This window comes from Vibrio vulnificus NBRC 15645 = ATCC 27562 (assembly GCF_002224265.1).
Lineage (GTDB): Bacteria > Pseudomonadota > Gammaproteobacteria > Enterobacterales > Vibrionaceae > Vibrio > Vibrio vulnificus.
Genome location: NZ_CP012882.1, coordinates 1,720,738 through 1,741,042 on the forward strand (window position 1 = coordinate 1,720,738; position 20,305 = coordinate 1,741,042).

At 44.6% G+C, this 20,305-nt stretch carries 16 protein-coding genes and 1 pseudogene; 13 read left to right on the top strand and 4 right to left on the bottom strand.

Translation table 11 applies throughout. The features are described 5' to 3' along the window. Positions 1-49: 49 nt before the first annotated feature. The gene (locus AOT11_RS23135) at positions 50-967 is read left to right on the top strand and encodes a M14 family metallopeptidase (RefSeq protein ID WP_017422412.1); all 918 of its coding nucleotides are present in this window, start codon (positions 50-52) and stop codon (positions 965-967) included. Here the strand turns inward: AOT11_RS23135 and AOT11_RS23140 are convergent. Continuing rightward, positions 962-1,750 carry an AraC family transcriptional regulator gene (locus AOT11_RS23140; protein ID WP_026050763.1) on the bottom strand — a complete coding sequence of 263 codons (789 nt, stop codon included), beginning with the start codon at positions 1,748-1,750 and terminating at the stop codon, positions 962-964. The genes AOT11_RS23135 and AOT11_RS23140 overlap by 6 nt on opposite strands. 99 nt (positions 1,751-1,849) lie before the next feature. Between AOT11_RS23140 and AOT11_RS23145 the strand changes: the two genes are divergently transcribed. The 3 genes from AOT11_RS23145 (at position 1,850) to AOT11_RS23155 (ending at position 3,743) form a co-directional block, all read left to right on the top strand. Beyond that, positions 1,850-2,758 carry a DMT family transporter gene (locus AOT11_RS23145; RefSeq protein ID WP_017422410.1) on the top strand — a complete coding sequence of 303 codons (909 nt, stop codon included), beginning with the start codon at positions 1,850-1,852 and terminating at the stop codon, positions 2,756-2,758. A gap of 113 nt (positions 2,759-2,871) precedes the next feature. Further along, positions 2,872-3,357: an acyl-CoA thioesterase gene (locus AOT11_RS23150; RefSeq protein WP_011082435.1), complete on the top strand. Its 486-nt coding sequence runs from the start codon at positions 2,872-2,874 to the stop codon at positions 3,355-3,357. Positions 3,358-3,497: 140 nt separating this feature from the next. Beyond that, entirely contained in the window at positions 3,498-3,743 is a 246-nt protein-coding gene (locus AOT11_RS23155; RefSeq protein WP_017422409.1) for a hypothetical protein, read from the top strand. A 366-nt stretch (positions 3,744-4,109) separates the two neighbouring features. Here the strand turns inward: AOT11_RS23155 and malG are convergent, their stop codons facing one another. From malG to malE, 3 genes are all read right to left on the bottom strand, one after another. Then, entirely contained in the window at positions 4,110-5,000 is an 891-nt protein-coding gene (gene malG, locus AOT11_RS23160) for a maltose ABC transporter permease MalG (RefSeq protein ID WP_017422408.1), read from the bottom strand. Between the two features lie 18 nt (positions 5,001-5,018). Beyond that, on the bottom strand, positions 5,019-6,590 hold the full coding sequence (gene malF / locus AOT11_RS23165; protein ID WP_017422407.1) for a maltose ABC transporter permease MalF: 1,572 nt from the start codon (positions 6,588-6,590) through the stop codon (positions 5,019-5,021). Between the two features lie 73 nt (positions 6,591-6,663). Further along, entirely contained in the window at positions 6,664-7,845 is a 1,182-nt protein-coding gene (gene malE, locus AOT11_RS23170) for a maltose/maltodextrin ABC transporter substrate-binding protein MalE (RefSeq protein WP_017422406.1), read from the bottom strand. A 669-nt stretch (positions 7,846-8,514) separates the two neighbouring features. Here malE and malK point away from each other — a divergent pair. The 9 genes and pseudogenes from malK to AOT11_RS23975 all read left to right on the top strand — a co-directional run bounded on the left by malK (position 8,515) and on the right by AOT11_RS23975 (position 18,504). Continuing rightward, positions 8,515-9,630 (top strand): maltose/maltodextrin ABC transporter ATP-binding protein MalK, encoded by a 1,116-nt coding sequence (malK, locus tag AOT11_RS23180; RefSeq protein WP_011082430.1) that lies wholly within the window; start codon positions 8,515-8,517, stop codon positions 9,628-9,630. A gap of 414 nt (positions 9,631-10,044) precedes the next feature. Further along, positions 10,045-11,445 (top strand): undecaprenyl-phosphate glucose phosphotransferase, encoded by a 1,401-nt coding sequence (locus AOT11_RS23185; protein ID WP_017422404.1) that lies wholly within the window; start codon positions 10,045-10,047, stop codon positions 11,443-11,445. Between the two features lie 34 nt (positions 11,446-11,479). Beyond that, positions 11,480-12,694: an outer membrane beta-barrel protein gene (locus AOT11_RS23190; protein ID WP_017422403.1), complete on the top strand. Its 1,215-nt coding sequence runs from the start codon at positions 11,480-11,482 to the stop codon at positions 12,692-12,694. Positions 12,695-12,707: 13 nt separating this feature from the next. Next, positions 12,708-13,241, top strand: coding sequence for a polysaccharide biosynthesis/export family protein (locus AOT11_RS23195; RefSeq protein WP_017422402.1), 534 nt, complete (start codon positions 12,708-12,710; stop codon positions 13,239-13,241). Positions 13,242-13,260: 19 nt separating this feature from the next. After that, complete coding sequence (locus AOT11_RS23200) at positions 13,261-15,441, top strand: GumC family protein (protein ID WP_026050764.1); 2,181 nt, start codon at positions 13,261-13,263, stop codon at positions 15,439-15,441. A 23-nt stretch (positions 15,442-15,464) separates the two neighbouring features. Beyond that, the gene (locus AOT11_RS23205) at positions 15,465-16,505 is read left to right on the top strand and encodes a glycosyltransferase (protein WP_017422400.1); all 1,041 of its coding nucleotides are present in this window, start codon (positions 15,465-15,467) and stop codon (positions 16,503-16,505) included. 217 nt (positions 16,506-16,722) lie between these two features. After that, positions 16,723-17,532: pseudogene (locus tag AOT11_RS23210) on the top strand (putative capsular polysaccharide synthesis family protein); the annotation flags it as partial. A gap of 4 nt (positions 17,533-17,536) precedes the next feature. Further along, complete coding sequence (locus AOT11_RS23970) at positions 17,537-17,824, top strand: hypothetical protein (RefSeq protein ID WP_237342688.1); 288 nt, start codon at positions 17,537-17,539, stop codon at positions 17,822-17,824. Between the two features lie 440 nt (positions 17,825-18,264). After that, a complete protein-coding gene (locus AOT11_RS23975; protein ID WP_237342687.1) occupies positions 18,265-18,504 on the top strand; it encodes a glycosyltransferase in 240 nt (79 codons plus the stop codon). Positions 18,505-20,305: the final 1,801 nt, after the last annotated feature.

Below are 20,305 nucleotides of genomic sequence, written 5' to 3' on the forward strand. Positions count from 1 at the left end.
TCGATCTAACCTTGCGTACATCTACCGCTCAGCCTCAATAGGGAACTCAATGAAAACGCATTCAACATATCCAATTGGCATTGCAGGACAAAAATGGGGAGATGAGGAACGCCTCGCATGGCGACAGCAAACCAACATAAAGCGTGAATATCAGCTTGAAGTTGTCCCTAAGATTCTTGCTTTGGCCGAAGAGTTTGAGCTTGAACAGTACGGCGCCCTCTCCTACGATCCCGCCCGCTATCCGCTTTACTGCTTAAAAACCAAAGCTTGGGATGAGAATAAACCAACCGTATTGATCACAGGTGGCGTGCACGGTTACGAAACCAGTGGTGTGCATGGCGCTCTCAAGTTTATGGCGACCGAAGCCACCCGATACGAACCTTACTTCAACTTGGTTTGTACACCTTGTATCAGTCCTTGGGGTTACGAAACCATCAATCGCTGGAACCCAAATGCAGTTGATCCTAACCGTTCGTTTTACGCACAGAGCCCCGCCGAAGAGTCAGCAAACCTGATGCGCTTAGTCGCCACTCTAGGCCCGATTTTGGTTCATTTTGATCTGCACGAAACCACAGACACCGATGAGAGCGAGTTCCGCCCCGCGCTCGCTGCTCGTGATGGCATCGACTATATCGAAGGGATGATCCCAGACGGCTTTTACACCGTTGCGGATACTGAAAATCCTCAGCCAGAGTTCCAAGCTGCGGTGATTGAATCGGTATCGCGTGTCACGCATATCGCCCCTGCCGATGAGAATGGTGAAATCATCGGTTCTCCGGTCATTCAACACGGTGTCATTCACTACCCAATGGTGCAGCTAGGTTTATGTGGTGGCGTGGCTCGTTGCCAATTTGGCACCACGACAGAGGTGTACCCAGATAGCCCGAAAGTGACCGCACAAGAGTGTGATGATGCACAAGTTGCCGCAATCGTGGGCGGTCTCGACTACGTGATCACCCAGTTATAACAGGCGGTTTTTATATTGCTCCGGGGTTTGCCCGGAGTATTTTTTAAACATGCTGATAAAAGGACTGGCTTGGTTATAGCCCAGCGTCAATGCCACTTCCTTCACCGTCTGCCCCTTGCGCAATAACTCCATCGAGTACAGATAACGCACGCGTAAACGCCACTCAGTAAAGCTCATCCCAAGTTCACTCTGACAGTGTCTGGCTAATGTTCGCTCCGTGGTATGCACTTTTTCTGCCCATTCTGACAAGCTCGTCGTATCCGTTGGATTCTCTTCTACATGAGCCAAAATAGGCGCTAAGTACTTGTGATCGGATGACGGTAGAAAATGGTGTTGGGTTTCTTTGGTTGCCAGTTGATCGAGCAGAACTTGCACCAATCGCTTATCCGACTCTTCGGTCGCCACGTTAATATCGCGCAGACGAAAATCATCGATAATGGCCGACACGATCGGGGTGACCTGAATAAGACACGTTTTGGCGGGAAATTTATCCGTCAGCTGTTTGGCAATATTGAGTGAACAATACTCCAATGGTCGTCGATTGAAACTGCGGTGCATAATACCGGGTGGTACCCAAATCGCCAGGTGAGGCGGCGCTAAAAAGCGGGTTCCTTGCGCTTCCATTTCTAAGATTCCACCACTGATCAATTGAACCTGACCCCAAGTGTGGCTGTGTTCCCGTGTTTCTGTATTCGAGAGAAATTCTTCGAAATTCATAAACACATCAGATGGTGGAGTATCGATTGATAACGAGGGATGAAGATGTCGAGGGGACTTTTTCAAACTTGTCTTCCTATCACGCGCAATGTCTTTTAAGAGATACTTGTAATTATAACGACCTGACAAACTATCTGACAACTGTCATTCTGCGAGTAAGTTCTCATGGTTTATCTGCTTCCACTTTTTACTGTTCTTATTTGGGGCGGCAACTCCATTGTTAATAAGTTGGCAGCATCGGCTATTGAGCCGAGTGCGATGAGTTTTTATCGTTGGTTTGTGGCCATGGCGATTCTCACCCCATTTTGCCTACCTCATGTGATCCGCCAATGGCAGCAGATAAAACCCTATCTCAGCAAACTCGCTTTTTTGGCAACGTTAGGCATGGTGTTAAACCAATCTTTAGGTTACTACGCAGGCTTAACCACCAGCGCGTCGAACATGTCGCTGATCACCTCATTGGTCCCTTTGATCAGCGTCTTTCTCAGTGTGCCTCTTTTAGGCAAACGAGTGTCTGCTCTTAGCCTTATCGGCGGCGCCATTTCACTGTTTGGCTTGGCCTACATGCTTGGCCAAGGTGATGTGGCCTTCTTTATTGAACAACCTGTCACACAAGGGGATGGACTGATGGTGCTTGCCGCGATTGTCTATGCCGCCTACTGCGTGTTATTGAAACGCTGGAAAATGCCGTTCTCCAATTGGACGCTGATTTACATGCAAGGTCTGTTTGCCGTTGCGATGCTGACACCATTATGGCTGACCAGCGAGCAGTTGCTACCTAGTGCAGAAGCTCTGCCTTTGATCTTTTATGCGGGCGTCGCGGCCTCCATTCTTGCACCTTGGATGTGGGTCAAAGCCATCGACAGCATTGGCGCAGAATCAAGCGCAATGTTCATGAATTTGCTTCCGGTCGTCGCAGTGGCTTTAGCGACCAGTATGCTGGGAGAGCAGGTACACCTTTACCACTTTGTTGGTGGGTTATTGGTGATCTTCGGTGTGATTCTTTCGCAACTGAAACCTCGCAAAAAAACAGCCATGGTTCAGTCGGAAGTCACCTCCGCCACCATTTCATAATTCCTTGTCATGCGTAACAAGCGCGCCTTGGCGTCTATACGCTAAACTCATTGCTAACAAGTAACATTTTTGTTATCAAATAAACACAATAATGACATGTTAAGGATTGGCATATGAGTCGTGGTCAACGCAATATTACTCTGCGCTTTCTCGCAGAACCTGGGGATGTGAATTTTGGTGGAAAGGTCCATGGCGGCGCTGTAATGAAGTGGATCGACTTAGCCGCCTATGCCTGCTCTGCTGCGTGGAGTGGCAAGTACTGTATTACAGCCTACGCGGGTGGCATTCGTTTCGTCGCACCGATACATGTAGGTAACTTGGTTGAAGTCAGCGCCAAGGTGATTTACACAGGGACAACCTCGATGCACATTGCCATTGATGTGCAGGCCAGCGATCCCAAAGATCTCAAAAACCGACTCACCACACATTGCATTGTTATCATGGTCGCTGTTGATGAAAATGGCCAACCCACACCCATTCAGAAATGGATTCCTGAAACCGACGAAGATAAAGCCCTCGAGCAATCTGCGATTCGCTTGATGAATATGCGTAAAGAAATCGGTGAAGAGATGGAAGCGCACGTCAAATACCTCAAATAGTTCACCCTACCATCGAGCGTGTGACCTAAGCTAAGGACTCACGCTCGTCTGTTTCGACATCATTCCAACATCAAAACGTCATAAAAGCGTCATTTTGGTTTGTTTTAATCGCTCAACGAAACTGAGCATGAGACAACACATTGAAACTAAGGGAAACCACATTAAGTGAAAGCACACTGGCGAATCTCAAGTCGGTCGAATATCAGTGGGTGCGCACCATGTATGTGGAAGGATACGCCAGTGACGAAATCAATCACTATATCCAAACCTGTTTTGGTGGTGACGTGACGTTTGCCGATCTTTTCCGTCGAGTCGCTCTGCAACAAGAAAGCTTGTACACCCTCCTTCAGTACCTTGGCTGCGCACCTTCGAGTAAAGAGTTTTGAGCTAGATCAGAACCTTATCCGACCTGTTTAGCATTCTACAACTATTTCTGTGAACTGATACGCATCAGATCTCATCTCAACTATGCGACTAAAGTAGGAATGGTTACTCTGCTTGCGTCCTTTGTACATACTATCAAGACAAAAACATCAGATACAAAAAAGCCTGAGGACAAACTCAGGCAATTGGTTACAAACACTGTTAGTGATAATCGTAAGGAACAAAGCTAACAGCCAGCTATGCGTAACGCCATGATACTTTCTATTACTAGATCGGCGGCCAAACCAAATGGGTAATAAAAAGTAATAAAACGAGCGACCTGATACGGTCGCTCTTATTCTTATCCTTAAGTTAATCGCAAGAAGGGATTAACCTTTAACACCACCGGCAGTCAAACCACCTACTAACCAGCGTTGTGCAAGTAAGAATACGATGGTAATTGGCAACGCTGAAAGCACCGCTGCTGCTGCAAAGTCACCCCACAGATAGTTTTGAGGGTAGAGATACTGCTGCATACCAACCGCTAATGTATAAGAGTTTACATCAGAAAGTAGCAAAGATGCCACAGGAACTTCGCCTACTACACCGATAAACGACAGAATGAAGACCACCGCAAGAATCGGCACAGACAAAGGTAGAAGTACTAAGCGGAATGCCTGCCATGGCGTAGCGCCATCCAATGCTGCAGCTTCTTCTAACGAATTATCGATGGTCTCAAAGTAGCCCTTAATCGTCCAAACATGCAGTGCGATACCGCCAAGGTAAGAGAAGATCAAACCACCGTGCGTATTCAAACCAAGGAATGGAATATACTGGCCAAGTTTGTCAAACAAAGCATAAAGGGCCACTAGCGCCAATACTGCCGGGAACATTTGGAAAATCATCATCGCTTTTAGGATAGTCTCCTTACCTTTAAAGCGTAGACGAGCAAATGCGTAAGCCGACGTCGTTGAAAGCGCAACAATCAGAATCGATGTAATACCTGCGACTTTTACCGAGTTCCATAACCAAGTGAGAACTGGGAATGGCGGTGGCGTAACAGAGCCATCTGCATTCGTCACGGAGAAACCAAGAGCCAGCTTCCAGTGCTCCAATGACGGGTTATCTGGAATTAAGCTACCTGTCGCGAAGTTACCCTCACGGAACGAGATTGCCACGATCATCAACAAAGGGAAGATGATCATCGATAAGAAGGTCCACAACGCAATATGGGTTGCCCATACGCGGTATTTAAGTGATTTACCTTGTACCATTGCCATGTTGTATGCTCCTTACCTTTAGTTCTGAGACAGCTTTGTGAAACGCAGGTTAAGTAGAGCCAGCGCGCCAACCAGTAGGAAAATCAGTGTTGCGATAGCACTTGCCAAACCGAAGTCTTGGCCGCCGCCGCCTTCAAACGCGATGCGGTAGGTGTAGCTCACCAACAAGTCGGTGTAACCCGCAGGCTCTGAAGTACCAATCATGTTTGGACCACCTTGCGTCAACAACTGGATCATGACGAAGTTGTTGAAGTTAAATGCAAAGCTTGCAATGAGCAGTGGAGTCAACGGCTTAATCATCAGCGGCAACGTCACACGAGTGAAGTTTTGCACGAAATTGGCGCCATCAATCGCCGAGGCTTCGTACAAGTCTTCTGGAATCGCTTTCAATAGACCCATACAAAGGATCATCATGTAAGGGAAGCCAAGCCAAGTGTTCACAATCAGCACCATGCTTTTTGCCATGATGGGATCAGAGAACCAACTCGGGCTGATGCCAAACAGCGCCTTTAGCACCATGTTGATCTCACCAAAGCTTTGGTTAAACAGACCTTTAAAGATCAATATTGAGATAAACGCAGGAACCGCATAAGGCAAAATCAGCAATACACGATAAATAGCACGGCCTTTTAGCTCTTCCCATTGCACGACACTCGCCAGCACCAAGCCAATCATGAGAGTGAGCACTACGGTGAGAATTGAGAAAACCACTGTCCAGATAAAGATACTGATGAATGGCTCTTTGATGCCGTCATCTTTCCAAACACGTTCAAAGTTATCGGTACCAATTTGCACCACAAAACCTGGAGAGACGGTGTTGCCAACAAAGTTGCCTGCTTCATCCATCGCTTGGTAAAAACCCACGTCCATATTCGGCTTGAGCAGTTCGCCAGTCTGATTGTTCTTCAGCGTTTCACCATCCGCTTGCATGGTGTAAAGCGGCACCACACCAGCAAACTTGCGTAAGCCACTCATGCGGATGTCATCACCATTAGCAAAGTGCAAATCGATGCTGCTCAGTGCAGTACGGTTGCTAACAATAGTCTTAATCGGCTCTTCTGTGCCTGTCACCGCATCCACTGGAGAAAGGTCTAGATCGCTGATGGCGCTGCCAAGAACAAACTCAGGTGTCGACAGTAGGACGTCGCCATCTTTAATGACAATACGGTGACCAGAATCGGTTTTATACAGCGTAAACGGATAGCTTTCACCACTTTGGAAAGTACGGTCCAAAAGCACGCTTTGTGCACGATCGAGAGAAAGCTGGTTTTTAGCGCTGTAGTTGGTAAACGCAAGACCAACGGTGTATGCCAAAGGGAAGAGGATGAACAAAATCATCCCGGCAATACCCGGATAAATGTAGCGATGAGCGTAAGTTTTTTTACTACCAAACACATACAACGCCAATGCGGTAAGAATCACGGTCAACATTGCAAAAGCAACCTCACCGCGAGAATACATTAGAATCGTTGCATAACCATTAATAAGACCGACCGTGCCAAGAAGCGCCCATTTAATAAACACTTTTTTGCTGCCCGGCAGGCTGGCTGCTGGAGCTGTCATAGCATCTGTACCTTGAACTGACTGCATAGGGAACCTGCTAGCGATATATATAAAAAGAAAGAAAAGTAAGGAGGAGTTACCCCCTCCTTAAAAAGTTACATTATTTTGTCATTTGTTTTTCTGCGTCAGCCAGAGCAGCATCCACAGTTTGACGACCATCCACTACGTTAACGATCGCGTTTTTCGCCGCACCCCAGAATGCATTCATTTGTGGGATATTTGGCATGATTTCGCCGTTCATTGCGTTGTCCATTGTCGCCGCAATACGAGCATCTGCATCAAGCTCACGTTGGAACGAGTTCAGTGCAACAGCACCTAGCGGCTTATCGTTGTTCACCATACGTAGGCCATCATTTGTCAGTAGGTAGTTCTCAATGAACTCTACCGCTAGGTCTTTGTTTGGTGATGCCGTTGAGATGCCCGCAGTAAGAACGCCAACGAAAGGCTTAGAAGATTGACCATTGAACTTAGGCAGTGTAGTCACACCGTAGTTGATACCAGACTTCTCAATGTTGCCCCACGCCCAAGGACCGTTGATGGTCATCGCCGTCTTGCCTTGGTTAAATGCAGATTCAGAGACTGAGTAATCCATGTCTGGAGAAATGATGCCTTTCTCAACCAGCGATTTAACGAAGTTCATTGCGTCTTTCACGCCATCTTTCGCGATGCCTGCGTCCTTAACGTCGTAACCTTCAGAAGTGTATTTGAACGCGTAACCACCATCAGCTGCCATTAGTGGCCATGTGAAGTACGGTTCTTTTAGGTTCCACATGATGGCAGATTTGCCTTCTTTCTTCAGTTTCGCGTTTAGCGCTTCCACTTCTTCCCAGCTCTTTGGTGGGTTTGGAACGATATCTTTATTGTAGATAAGAGATAGAGACTCTACCGCGATTGGGTAGCCGATGATCTTGCCATCGTACTTCACTGCGTCCCATGCGAAATCCACAATGCCTTCTTGAACTTGTTTAGAAGGTTTGATTTCAGCCAACAGACCCGCTTCTGCGTAACCACCGAAACGGTCATGCGCCCAGAATACGATATCAGGACCGTCACCCGTTGCTGCCGTTTGTGGGAATTTATCTTGCAGCGCATCTGGGTGAGCAACCGTCACTTTAATACCTGTGTCTGCTTCAAACTTTTTGCCTACTTCTGCTAGACCATTGTAACCTTTGTCACCGTTGATCCAGATAGTCAGTTGTCCTTCTTCAATGGCAGCGTGTGCACCGAAAGAACCCAGTGCAACAAGAGTACCTAGTGCGACAGCGCTTAGAGCATTTTTCATGTTCGTATCCTTTTTATATTTTGATGTAGGGCTACTCCACAGAGGATGAGCCGTATTTCGACGTATATCATCTGAAAAAACCTGCTCTGTCTCATCCTCCTATCCTCTACGCCCCAGATATTATGGCGTATTTTCGTGATCTACATCGTCAGAGGTAAGAGAGCAAAATCACAAAAACGGCACTCGATGCGATCGAATTCACATTTAATGACGCGATTATTGTGATATTTGCCCACTCTGGGGGAAGAGGCGTAGCCCGCCCTCCTCCTTTTCTACTCCCCCTACAATTAATTGCCGTAGGAGGATGTAGGCAAGTGCTATATCGAAGAAACTGCACCCATCCAAGAGTGGATGGTAAGAACCCTTTCCCAGCAGGCCAACTTGGTCACTGTTTTTGCTGGTTTTCATTGCCATACGAGTGGAATGTCATTAGTTAAGATGTTAGTGGTAGTTTGTTATTCACGGGGGAGACATCTTGATGAATGTGGGGGAGAAAACTCGTATTTGGCTATGATGGGTGGCACTTTAATATAGGAACTCCATTTTTAAAGTGCCGCCCTGTTTTCTTACTGTTGCTTAACTTACCGATTCCTACTGTTACTGTCCGGCTCCATAATTCATATAATGATGGACAGTGAATTATAAAAAAATTGATCGAGGACGAGCTAAATGGCGAGTGTCACGTTAAAAAATGTTTGTAAAGCGTATGGCGACGTATTGATTTCTAAAAACGTTGATCTTGAGATCAACGAAGGCGAATTCGTAGTATTTGTCGGTCCATCGGGTTGTGGTAAATCGACATTGCTTCGTTGTATTGCAGGGTTAGAAGACATCACCTCTGGCGATCTTTATATCGGTGAAGAGCGTATGAATGATGTAGAGCCATCGAAACGTGGCGTAGGCATGGTTTTCCAGTCTTATGCACTTTATCCGCACCTAAATCTCTATGACAACATGTCATTCGGCCTTAAGTTAGCGAAAGCAGACAAAAAAGAGATCGACAAACGCGTAGAGCAAGCCGCTGAAATCCTACAACTTGGCCACCTACTCGAGCGTCTGCCAAAAGCCCTTTCGGGTGGTCAGCGTCAACGCGTGGCAATTGGTCGTACCCTTGTTTCACAGCCAAAAGTGTTCCTACTCGACGAACCCTTGTCTAACCTAGACGCAGCTCTACGCGTGCAAATGCGTGCCCAGATTACCAAACTGCAACGTCAACTTGGCTGTACCATGATTTACGTTACGCACGACCAAGTCGAAGCAATGACCATGGCTGACAAAATCGTGGTACTCGATGGCGGTTTTGTCTCTCAAGTTGGTAAACCCCTAGAGCTGTACCATTACCCTGAAAATCGTTTTGTTGCTGGCTTCATTGGTTCGCCAAAAATGAACTTTATGAGTGTGCAAATCGTGGATGTAGAGAGCGAACGCGTTCAAGTTAAGCTATCAAACGGCGTGACTTTCTGGGTCCCTGTGGATGGAACAACCGTCAACAAAGGTGATCGCATGTCTCTGGGAGTACGTCCTGAGCACCTAGTCTCCTCTGCACAAGGCGACGCAGTGATCGATGGTGAAGTGATGATCGTCGAGAAGCTGGGTAATGAAACGCAAGTCTACCTCAACCTAGAGAGTGCCGATGCGGATGTAATCTACCGCCAACCAGATACGTTGGACGTGGATTCTGGCGATCGCTTAGAAATTGGTATCCCAGCTCATCGCTGCCACCTATTCCACAGCGATGGCCGTGCGTGCAAGCGCCTATTTAATGAAAAAGGCGTAGAGCGTTAATACTATTTTAATCTTCATGTCTTTAAAGGCCTCTTCCTAGATAAGAGGCTTTTTTGTTTTTTATGCTATACCGACATTTCTTTGTATTTCTGACACTTTCTACTGATTATTCTCCGCTAGCATCTTGCACTATAGTTTTTCTCATTCCGCAATAACTAACACTTTTCTCGTTTTCTCGATTTTAGGTATTAGATTTTTATGATTTAGGTCTATTAACCGAAGGTCGAAATTTCATTCTTAATTCCACTAACCAAACTCACTCAAATTCTTACACTTCCTTGCAACTGTTGTTGATATTTCGCGAGGCAAATTGCGTCATATCAAACAACAGACACCATCACATTGAACTGTTAGCACGACATTGAGAAACGACACTCAAGGGCGGTAGCGTGCCAAATTTGACGGAATGACATTATGAATAACAAAGGATTGATTCGCTCACATGAGACTGAATTTTCTTTTCTGTATCGCTTGGCAGATCTAACGATCATCATCGGCTTTATGGCCTTGCTGACACTTTATCATTTGGCTGCCATTCCAAAAGACTACCTGATGTTAGCAATCGTCTCAGGGCTCATCTTTATTCTCTTTGCCGAAAGCGCGCAGCTGTATCGCTCATGGCGTACCAGTTCGATTCGACAACAGCTCACCTTGGCCTGCGCAGCGTGGCTAGCAACAAGTTTGCTGCAAATTGCCATTCACTTCTTCACCAAAACTCTGGATACCTACAACGAAGATATTGTAACCCCTTGGTTACTTATTACACCGATTCTACTCATGTGCTGGAGGATACTTTTTCGCTCGACTTTATCTTACCTCCGTCGCTTGGGACTAAACACACGTACCGCTATCATTGTTGGCCAAACACCGCATGGCATCACCTTGGCCAATGAACTAAAAAATCACACTGAGCACGGCGTGATCTTTCAAGGTTTCTATGATGAAAGAACCGTCGAGCGAGACGAGAGCAATGCAGACTATCCGATCAAAGGCAATGTTGCAGACGCATTGAGCAAAGCGAAAAATGGCGAAGTCGATTACGTCTATATTGCGATGCCAATGCACGCTAACGAACGTATCGCCAAGTTTCTACACCAGTTTTCAGACACCACCGCAAACACCTATCTCATTCCTGATTTCTTTACTTACAATCTGCTTCACTCTCGTTGGGATCAGATTGGGCAAGTCCAAACTCTCAGCGTCTTTGACACTCCGTTTGCCGGTTTTTCATCATGGCTTAAGCGTTTTGAAGATATCGTTTTTTCCAGCCTAATACTGCTGTTAATTTCACCAATCCTCATTGCAATCGCCATTGGTATCAAGTGCACATCTCGCGGTCCCGTGATTTTTAAGCAAGATCGATATGGTCTAGATGGACGCAAAATTCGCGTATGGAAATTTCGTTCCATGACGACCATGGAGCAAGGCTCTGACGTAAAACAAGCAACAAAAAATGACCCTCGGATTACACCATTTGGCGGTTTTCTGCGCCGTACGTCACTCGATGAGCTGCCCCAGTTCATTAACGTACTTCAAGGAACCATGTCCATTGTTGGCCCTCGTCCTCATGCGGTTTCGCACAACGAAGAATATCGCCAGATCGTTGATCGCTACATGCTTCGCCATAAGGTAAAACCAGGCATCACAGGATGGGCGCAAATCAACGGTTATCGTGGCGAAACCGACACCCTAGACAAAATGGAAAAGCGCGTTGAGTTCGACTTGGACTACATCCATCGTTGGTCAATTTGGATGGACATCAAAATCATCTTTCTCACCGTGTTTAAAGGCTTTACTGGTTCTAATGCTTACTAAGCCATACAGCCAATACTTAGTAAAAGGAATGACGATGAAACGCTATACCGGATTTGCCTTAGGTTTGTTACCCGTTTGGGTGGGTGCGGTCGAGCCACTTGCGTTTACGACCGAATCCGGCATTGAGTTTATCCCGACACTTCATACTTACTATCGATTTGATGACAATATCGCCAAGCAAGAAGCTGAATCCTCTCATGTCTCCACGATAGGTGTAAAACCCGCCCTATTGGCAAGGATTGACCGAAATCAGTACAAAGCGGATTTTATTTATGTTGCAGATTTTGGCCGTTCTTCAGATGAGCAGAATGACTATTTAGACCACAAGTTTCAAACAACCAATTATTTTACTTTTAATCATCGTAATCGTTTGGTTTTGGATTACCAGTTCCGCTTGGGTCACGAAACGCGTGGAGAAGGTCTGACCGAAGGTGAACAAATATCCTTAGCACTTCCAGAGCTCATCACATTTCAATCGAATCAGTTGAAAAGTAACTATGTGTTTGGTGCTATTGGTTCGCAAGGAAGGCTAGAGTTTGGCCTTAACTATTTAGACAAAACGTTTACCAAATATGAAAACGGCACCAGCACTCTGACAGCAACCAAATACAGCGATTTTAGAACCCCGTCTCTCCATAGTGAGTTCTACTATCGTCTGCGCCCTGAAACGTATTGGTTAGTCGGCTCCCAGCTTCACCTCACTGAGTATTTACATGAACGAGAATCCGTTGCCTCACGCGATGGAACCAGTACTTTTGTTTATACCGGTGTTAGTTGGGAAATAACCGGTAAAACCAAAGGCACCGCCAAGCTCGGCTATCAGATCAAGGAGTTTGATGACAAGCAACGCGCTACATTCGAAGGACTCAGTTGGGATATTGGCCTCAGTTGGCAACCTCAAGAGCATACGATCTGGACTTTGTTAACCACGCAAGCCGCGGTCAATCCAGAACAAGACGGTGACTACAACCTACAAACTCGCTACTCACTTCAGCTTGACCAAGCATGGAACAGTTATTTCGTCACGTCCCTAAAAGGACTCTATCAACAAGACGATTACACTGGCTCCTACCAAAGTGGCGTACTACGAAAGGAAGAGCGGTTTCAGCTTAGCGCAGAAGCCCAATACCAATTCCGGCGCTGGGCGAGAATTGACGCGGCTTGGCAGTACCAAGACAAAACATCCAACTGGTCTGGATACAGCTTTGATCAACACATTTGGACAGTGACCGCTAGGCTGTCGTTATAAGCATGGAGCAAACATGAAATTTTTACTCAAGGTGCTACTAGGGTTAAGTCTGATTCTGGCACCCTATGTCTCTGCATCAATATCCGACGCGGGCTACCAACTAAATAGTGGCGATTCGATATCCATTTTGGTGTATGGCGAGGATGACTTATCGATTCCCAATATTTTACTCACCTCCGATGGCCAAATTGACTACCCCTATTTAGGCCGAGTGCTGGTAAAAGGGAAAACCCCTAAAGAACTAAAAGAAGAGATCGAGCAAAAGCTAAAAGGGGACTATTTAGTGAACCCCAAAGTCATGGTCTCGATTAATAAGTTCCGCGCCTTTTATGTTAATGGCGAAGTAAGGCGTCCCGGTAGTTTTGAATATCAACCTGGATTGACCATTGAAAAAGCCATTGCCATTGCCGGAGGGCTAACAGACAGAGCCTCTCGTAGCAATATTCATCTCACACAAAGCCAAAATGGCGAAACCATAAAAAAAGTCTCACTAAGCCAGAAAGTGTCTCCTGGCGATATTGTCGTAATTGAACAGAGCTTCTTCTAGAGTGAACGGATACACTGCAATGAATGAAAATCAAACAAACCGTTATTACATCGGTAATAAAGAATTGTTCCAATTTGGAAGTTATCTAAAGGTCCTCAGAAAGCATTGGTTTAGTATTGTCACCCTTTCTTTGGTGATTACGTTAGCCGCAACTTGGTTTATCTATTCAAAACCATCGATTTACCAAGCGACGGCCACCATTTTAATTCAGGAAGAGCAGCGCAACGCATTATCGATCGAGGAAGTCTATGGTCTAGATACCACCAAAAAAGAGTACTTTCAGACACAAATAGCGATACTCCAATCTAACCACATCGCTGACAAGATCATCCAACAATTTGATCTTACCAATCATCCACACTTTACGGGGTCAAGCTCGCTCAAAACAAAGCTTAATGAGCTTAAGTCCGTTCCTTTGATACAAGATCTGTTGAATGTTTCACCGAACCCAACGGAAACCAATGAGTATCACTCTTCCTATTATGAAGCGTTACAAAGCTACAAAAACAGAGTTGATATTGATCCGATACGCAACACTCAGTTGGTCAAAGTCAGTTTCCGCTCCGCCGATCCGAAACTCGCAGCAGAAATCGCCAATGCCATCGGTCAAGCCTATATTGATTCCAACTTTGAGGCGAAACTGGCAGTAACGCAAAATGCAACCAATTGGCTGGACAGTAATGCCAGACAATTGGAAGACAAACTACACAAGTCAGAACAAGCACTACAACAATTTCTCACCACAGAAGGCCTCGTCGACATCAATGGCATCGATGATATTTACGCGAATGAATTGGAAGAGCTGAGTAAAAAACTCAACATTGCGATAGAAAAGAGAATTCAAGCACAAACCCTAAGTGATCTTCTGCTGCGAAAATCCGCACAAAACCTCGATAGCCTGCTTTCGATCGATGAGTTCGCTAATCAAGCCCAAATACGCGAACTCAAAATGCTGGAGAGTAACGCAGAGAAATTAGTGGGTGAACTTTCACAGCGTTATGGCCCTAAACACGACAAAATGATTCAAGCAAAAGCCCAATTACAAAATATCCAAGCGCGTTCGCAACAGTTGATCATGGAAATGGTGCTGAGCAAACAACAGGATCTCAAAGTAGCTCAGAGCTTTGAAAACAGCATTCGTCGAGAAATGAGCAACAAGAAGGCCGAAATCCAATTAGTGGGCGGAAAAAAAGCGGAATATGAGAAACTCAAACGAGATGTTGAAAGTAATCGAGAACTGCTCAAAGCGTTTGTAAACCGCGAAAAAGAGACCACGGCGACCAGTGATTTTCGTAACGTCAATGCTCGTTTTACAGACAAAGCTCTCGAACCACTTTTCCCTATTGCTCCGCAACGACTAAAACTCGTCATCATCTGTGCGGTGTTTGCGCTGTTTTTCTCATCTGCCGCAGCCATCATCTTAGATATGATTAAAGACGTGATCCGTACACCCGAAGATGTTGAGAACAAACTCGGTTTAAGCTGTATTGGTACCATACCTTACGTTCGCAGTCGCAAATTACGTAAACCAGGCGTCAGTTTCCAAGCCTATCTTGATCCTCAAAATCGCGTGTTTAGCGAAGCGTGTCGCTCCATCCGAACCTCGCTACTGTTACGTCTGGTGAACAGTAAGCAAAAAGTCTTGGTCTTTACGTCAGCCATACCTGAAGAAGGGAAAACCGCCACTTGTATCAACATCGCATCGACCTTCTCAAACTTAGAACGTGTACTTTTGATCGATTGCGATTTACGCCGACCTTCGCTAGAAAAACGTTTCAATATTCCCGCACAAGTTCCGGGTTTAAGCAACATCCTGACTATGAACACACCTTTAGAAGAGTGCATCGTTCGAATCGAAGAAGCGAATCTCGACGTCTTAACCGCGGGTCTGCTTCCGCCAAATCCACAAGAATTGCTGTCGTCAAAGCGATTCCAAAATCTCCTAAACACACTACAGGAAAAATACGATCGCATCATTATTGATACTCCTCCACTGCTTTCCGTCAGCGATGCATTGATTCTTGGCCAGTTGGCTCAAGGATTGATTACCGTCATTCGCTCAGACTCTACCAAAGTCGCTTTGGCTAAAACGGCGCTGTCGAAACAACGTCAGCACGATATTCCTTCATTTGGCGTTGTTATTTCTCAAGCAACAACACCACAAGAGGAAGCCCACTATGTCCAAAAATACGCTTATTAACTTGAGATAAAGAACGAAGCATCATGAGAATTTTACATATTATCAATGATCTATCTAAAAATGGTGGCGCGCAGAAGTTTTTGGTCGACCTCGTTACTGGCGAAGAGGCTAAGTACGACATAAAGATTCTGGTGCTTTGCCACGAAAATGATTATCTCGAAACGCTCAGTCATCATGGCATTGAGTGTTATGTATGGCAAACACTCACCTTTAAGGAAAAATGGGCTTTGTTTCGCTGGCCAGACATTGTTCATGGGCATCTTTATCCGTCGATCTATCTTGCACTGCTTGCCTTAGGTAAGAAAAAGCTGCAGACAGAACACAGTTCAAGCAATAGAAGACGCGACTATCCGGCATTTAAGTTTATGGAGTATCTCTTGTATCTAAGCCACGATCTTACCGTCAGTATTAGCGAGAAGGTGCAGGAAGAGTTGATCAAGTTCATGCCGAATTTTCGTCAGAAATACAAAGTCATTAACAATGGCGTTGATCTGTCATGCTTTTCGATGTCCGCGAGAACAGGCATCAAACATCCGGCTCAAATCAAAATAGGCATGGTGGGTCGACTGCATGAGCATAAAGATCATGAAGCGCTGATTAGAGCCGTCGCCCTACTCCCAACACAATACCAGTTACACCTAGCTGGCGATGGCCAAAAGCGAGAGGCGCTGGAATCTCTCGCTCAGCAGTTAGATATCACGAATCGAGTGTTTTTTCATGGTGTCGTCACCGATATCCCTACTTTCTTAGAGCAAATGGATCTCTATGTACAGTCTTCCCTCATTGAAGGATTTGGGTTGGCGGCTGTAGAAGCCATGGCGGCAGGTTTGCCTGTATTGAGCTCGAATGTTCCAGGATTGGATGATGTCATCGGCAACGCTAGTTATTTATTTGAAGTTTCTAACAGTGAAGAACTGGCGAATAAAATAATTCAAGTTTGCGACAGTAATGAGAATTATAGTGTAGCGAGTAAATATTCCATTTCACGTTGCAAGGAATTTACCATTGAGAAATTTAGAGACAGTTATTATAAAGCTTATGATGGACTATTCATCCAAGGATGATTAACCGTCAAAATTTCAATACCAACCCATAAAAATTATTTTCAAATATTATTTATATACCCAAACAACTTGGAGTTGCAGCCAACACCGCTGCAGTTTCAAGTAGGAAGGGTATATAAATTAAAGAAATACCATTCTTATTAATATTATTTTATTAATCAAAAATCATTCATCAAACCTGTGCTCAATCGCACGTTATAATCTATGGAATGGAACTATGAAATACTCATTGAATAGACAGTTTGAGAAAAATAAAGAGCTCAAATCCGATAATTTCGTCTTGGTGTACCAAATGGGAAAAGTCGGATCTTCTTCTATTGAGCATACGTTGAGTGACTACAATATACCTAGCTATCACATTCATACATTTGACGATCATGAAAGTTTCAAATGTATCACAATCGTCAGGACGTCAAAAAGTTCTTTGATTTTAAAAATCGGACGATGTACCGCGTTATCCTGAATCATAGAAAACGACTTTTCAGAATCGAAATCATCTAAAAATCGTTACGCTTGTTCGAGATCCGATTGCCACTGTTCTTTCGTTTTTTCCAAGACCTTCATATTCAGTTTATCGAAGGAAAAAAGAACGATTCCATTCATCGAGACATGGAGAGGATTATCAACATGTCGAGTTTTGTTTCGACATTATATTAACCTTAATTACTTCGCGAATTGGTTCGATAATGAATTAAATAAAAATTTTGGTATTGACGTCATTAAAAGTGACATTGATAACAAGGAAGTTTTATCTTTTCAAAAACAAGAAAACAGAAGTGATGCTAATAAAGTGCGAACATCTTAATAAATTAGATAGTGACATCGCTAAATTCTCAACGTTGATGGCTTTATTTAAAAAACAGTAATGAAGCAAAAACAAGTGGTATTCAAATATCTATAGTCATTTCAAAAACAATTACGACTTTTCAAAGCTATTTTACATGTACGACTACACTCTACGTCATTTATATTCAGAGGAAGAAGAGCTCAATTTAAGAACAAATGGTTAAAGACACCAGGGACGAGTCAAAATGAAAAAAGTACTGCATATTACAGAAGCATTTGGCGTGGTGTACAAACTGCACTTTATAGCTACGTTTATTCATCAAGGAATGAACCTATTGAGCATCACCTTTTTGCCCGAGCCCGTGAAGAAGATTCTACGAAAGAAAACGGTAACAACCAATTTCAATCTTCCACCTTCATTGATGGTATCTGGTTCAATTTTTCTTGAGTGCCAATCAACGTATCAAACAACTCCAGCCGGAGGTGATCCACTCTCCACTCCAGCAAGGCGGGATTTCTTGGGCGATTTTTGACTGTGGCAATGCAAAACTTATCTATACCCGCATTGTTACGCGTTTGAACGAGAAGACATTCGGTATATGCACAAAAATTCTATCGAATACTCGAAGGGATTCGCATTAAGAAATTTACTCGATTGCTGGATGCAGCCAGCGTGAATGCGATTTAGCCATTTCGTTGGGAGCCAAAAAAGCGGAGTTACTGAATAACTACGTCACCTACCATCTAACGCCGGCAACAGTGTTCCACGAGGCGAAAAGATAAACCTTGTAGCCTTAGGGCGAGTGGCGAAACAAAAAGATCCCAATTTCTTTGTCAAGTTGCTGAACATATCTTGCAGCATAACTCTGCTATTCAGCTGAACATTACTTGGATAGGAGGCGGGGACGCCTTCGTTAGAACAGCAGTTGCGTGACAAAGGTATCGAAGTCACTGGTATGTTGCAAGAACAGAAGTGGTAGAACGCCTTCGCAATGCGGACATCTATTTACACACAGCAGCATGGGAAGGGATGCCTCTTACGATTCTCGAAGCGGCTAAACTGACTCGTCCTATGGTCATTCGCAAAATCGGCGCAACAAAAGATCTGGATTACCATCCTAGCCAGTACCCGTCCGCAAGAAATGGCAAAACAGATCATCCACTGCGTAGACACTTCGATACCATTCATTCCAACAGTACTGTAGTGATATGAAAACACCTACAGTGAAGAAAAACAAGATTGGCGCTCAGCAGCCTATATATTTGAGAATCATTTTATGCTCAGCGCGCTTAATCAAAAATTGTCTGGTTTGTCCCATGAGAAAAAAACTCGTTTCAATTGGGGTACAGACAGGGATCATGCGAATTTTATCGGCCTTGTTTGCGTTTATACTCACGATTGCTGTTGCAGGTTCTCAGATGCCACGGTCGCGGACAATTTTTCTATCTTTTTAATTTGGTCTCCTTCGTTGCTATCGTCAGTCAGCTTGGATTCATGTTTCATTGGTGAAATACAATGCCATCGCTTTCAGTCAGAATTCGATACAGCAACAGAGCGAAAACTATACCATCTCAGTGCAAAGAAGTTTGGCTTCTCTTTTTCTCTGTGCATTTTGCCTTCATCGTTCAATTTACCTTTGGCGCATCACTCATCAATGTAAACATACTCTAGCCTCTTCGCTTGTTTTCACTCACCATTCCACTTATCGTGTTAGCACAACTCAATAGCTATGCTTACAAGCGATACGCATGTTCTCCTGCGATATTTGCTTTGCAGATGGGTGTGAGCTGCTTTCTAGTCTTGTTCATTACGATATTGCATTTCTTTGAGATCATTAGTCTGATAAGCATGTTGCTGGCTCTGCTACTTTCAGCCCTATGGTTGCATTGATATCAACGATGCCAATGGCTTCGTTCAGGTCAATATCCACTGTGGCCTTACCCGTTGCCATAATGCGGAATTAACCGACAGTGCAAACAGGTTTGGATTGGCAATATCTTTACCAACGTGATCCAGTGGGGCAGTTTGATCATCGCGGGATTCTATCTAACTGACAGCGATCTGGGTTTATTGGCTGCAGCTCAAAGGACTTCGCTGCTCATTGGATTTGTGCTGATCAGCGTGAATTTTATGTCGCTCCAATGTTTGCCTCTTAATCAGCAAGGAGAGATGAAAAACTGAAAAAACTAAGCACCAACGCTTTCCGGACTCAATATTTCTCTTTCTCTCATTCCAGTCATTGCTTGTACTTTTATTCACAAGAAGTCATGATGCTCTTTGGTGCAGAGTTTGAGTCTGCAGGTATCTTGTTAGCCATATTGGCGCTTGGCAGTTGGTGAATGTCGCCACGGCTCGGTTGGCTTTCTCCTGTTGATGAGTGCTACGAGAAAACAATGAAATACATCACATAGCCTCTGGGAGCATTGCCATTATTTTGCTTTTGGCCCTGAGCCAAATGTATGGGGTGATTGGTGCCGCCAGTTTCAATTGCAATCGGTATGGCAATACAGAATTTGGCGCGCACTTTACTATGTAAAACGATACTTAGGCTTTGTACCCATCGATAGAGACATGAGAAAATTAGGATTATTTGTCGTTTGCATCATGACAGTTTCACTTTCACTATGGAAAAGTAGTGAATGGAAACCATGTTACGAACAATTTGAATACTATATTGTGTGGGAGCCGTGCTCTTCATTTCCACATTAAGCTTTTTAATCGCTTACATGGCTGTTCTCGCTTTCCCTTCAATGTGCAAAGCCATATCCAATGACATATTTGCAATTCGACTTCTAGTCTTGTTGCTTTTTATTGTGTCACTCGATGAGCTATCGCAACTGTTTTTAAGCCATCGCACGTTTTCGACATCCGAATGATGACAAACTGGTTTGGAATTACTACTGGCTATCTTCTGGCTCGTCTTTATCTGTTTAAGTTTAAACTTTGTCAAGCAGCATTAAGTTCTCGAATAAACGTCGCCTACTGTGGGTACTATCTCGCAGTTCGACATGAC

What these genes read in the sequence shown, in the direction of transcription:
- AOT11_RS23135 (WP_017422412.1), top strand. Translation starts at nt 50, where the DNA reads ATGAAAACGCATTCAACATATCCAATTGGCATTGCAGGACAAAAATGG.
- AOT11_RS23145 (WP_017422410.1), top strand. Translation starts at nt 1,850, where the DNA reads ATGGTTTATCTGCTTCCACTTTTTACTGTTCTTATTTGGGGCGGCAAC.
- AOT11_RS23150 (WP_011082435.1), top strand. Translation starts at nt 2,872, where the DNA reads ATGAGTCGTGGTCAACGCAATATTACTCTGCGCTTTCTCGCAGAACCT.
- malG (WP_017422408.1), bottom strand. Translation starts at nt 5,000, where the DNA reads ATGGCAATGGTACAAGGTAAATCACTTAAATACCGCGTATGGGCAACC.
- malF (WP_017422407.1), bottom strand. Translation starts at nt 6,590, where the DNA reads ATGCAGTCAGTTCAAGGTACAGATGCTATGACAGCTCCAGCAGCCAGC.
- malE (WP_017422406.1), bottom strand. Translation starts at nt 7,845, where the DNA reads ATGAAAAATGCTCTAAGCGCTGTCGCACTAGGTACTCTTGTTGCACTG.
- malK (WP_011082430.1), top strand. Translation starts at nt 8,515, where the DNA reads ATGGCGAGTGTCACGTTAAAAAATGTTTGTAAAGCGTATGGCGACGTA.
- AOT11_RS23185 (WP_017422404.1), top strand. Translation starts at nt 10,045, where the DNA reads ATGAATAACAAAGGATTGATTCGCTCACATGAGACTGAATTTTCTTTT.
- AOT11_RS23190 (WP_017422403.1), top strand. Translation starts at nt 11,480, where the DNA reads ATGAAACGCTATACCGGATTTGCCTTAGGTTTGTTACCCGTTTGGGTG.
- AOT11_RS23195 (WP_017422402.1), top strand. Translation starts at nt 12,708, where the DNA reads ATGAAATTTTTACTCAAGGTGCTACTAGGGTTAAGTCTGATTCTGGCA.
- AOT11_RS23200 (WP_026050764.1), top strand. Translation starts at nt 13,261, where the DNA reads ATGAATGAAAATCAAACAAACCGTTATTACATCGGTAATAAAGAATTG.
- AOT11_RS23205 (WP_017422400.1), top strand. Translation starts at nt 15,465, where the DNA reads ATGAGAATTTTACATATTATCAATGATCTATCTAAAAATGGTGGCGCG.
- AOT11_RS23970 (WP_237342688.1), top strand. Translation starts at nt 17,537, where the DNA reads ATGAAAAAAGTACTGCATATTACAGAAGCATTTGGCGTGGTGTACAAA.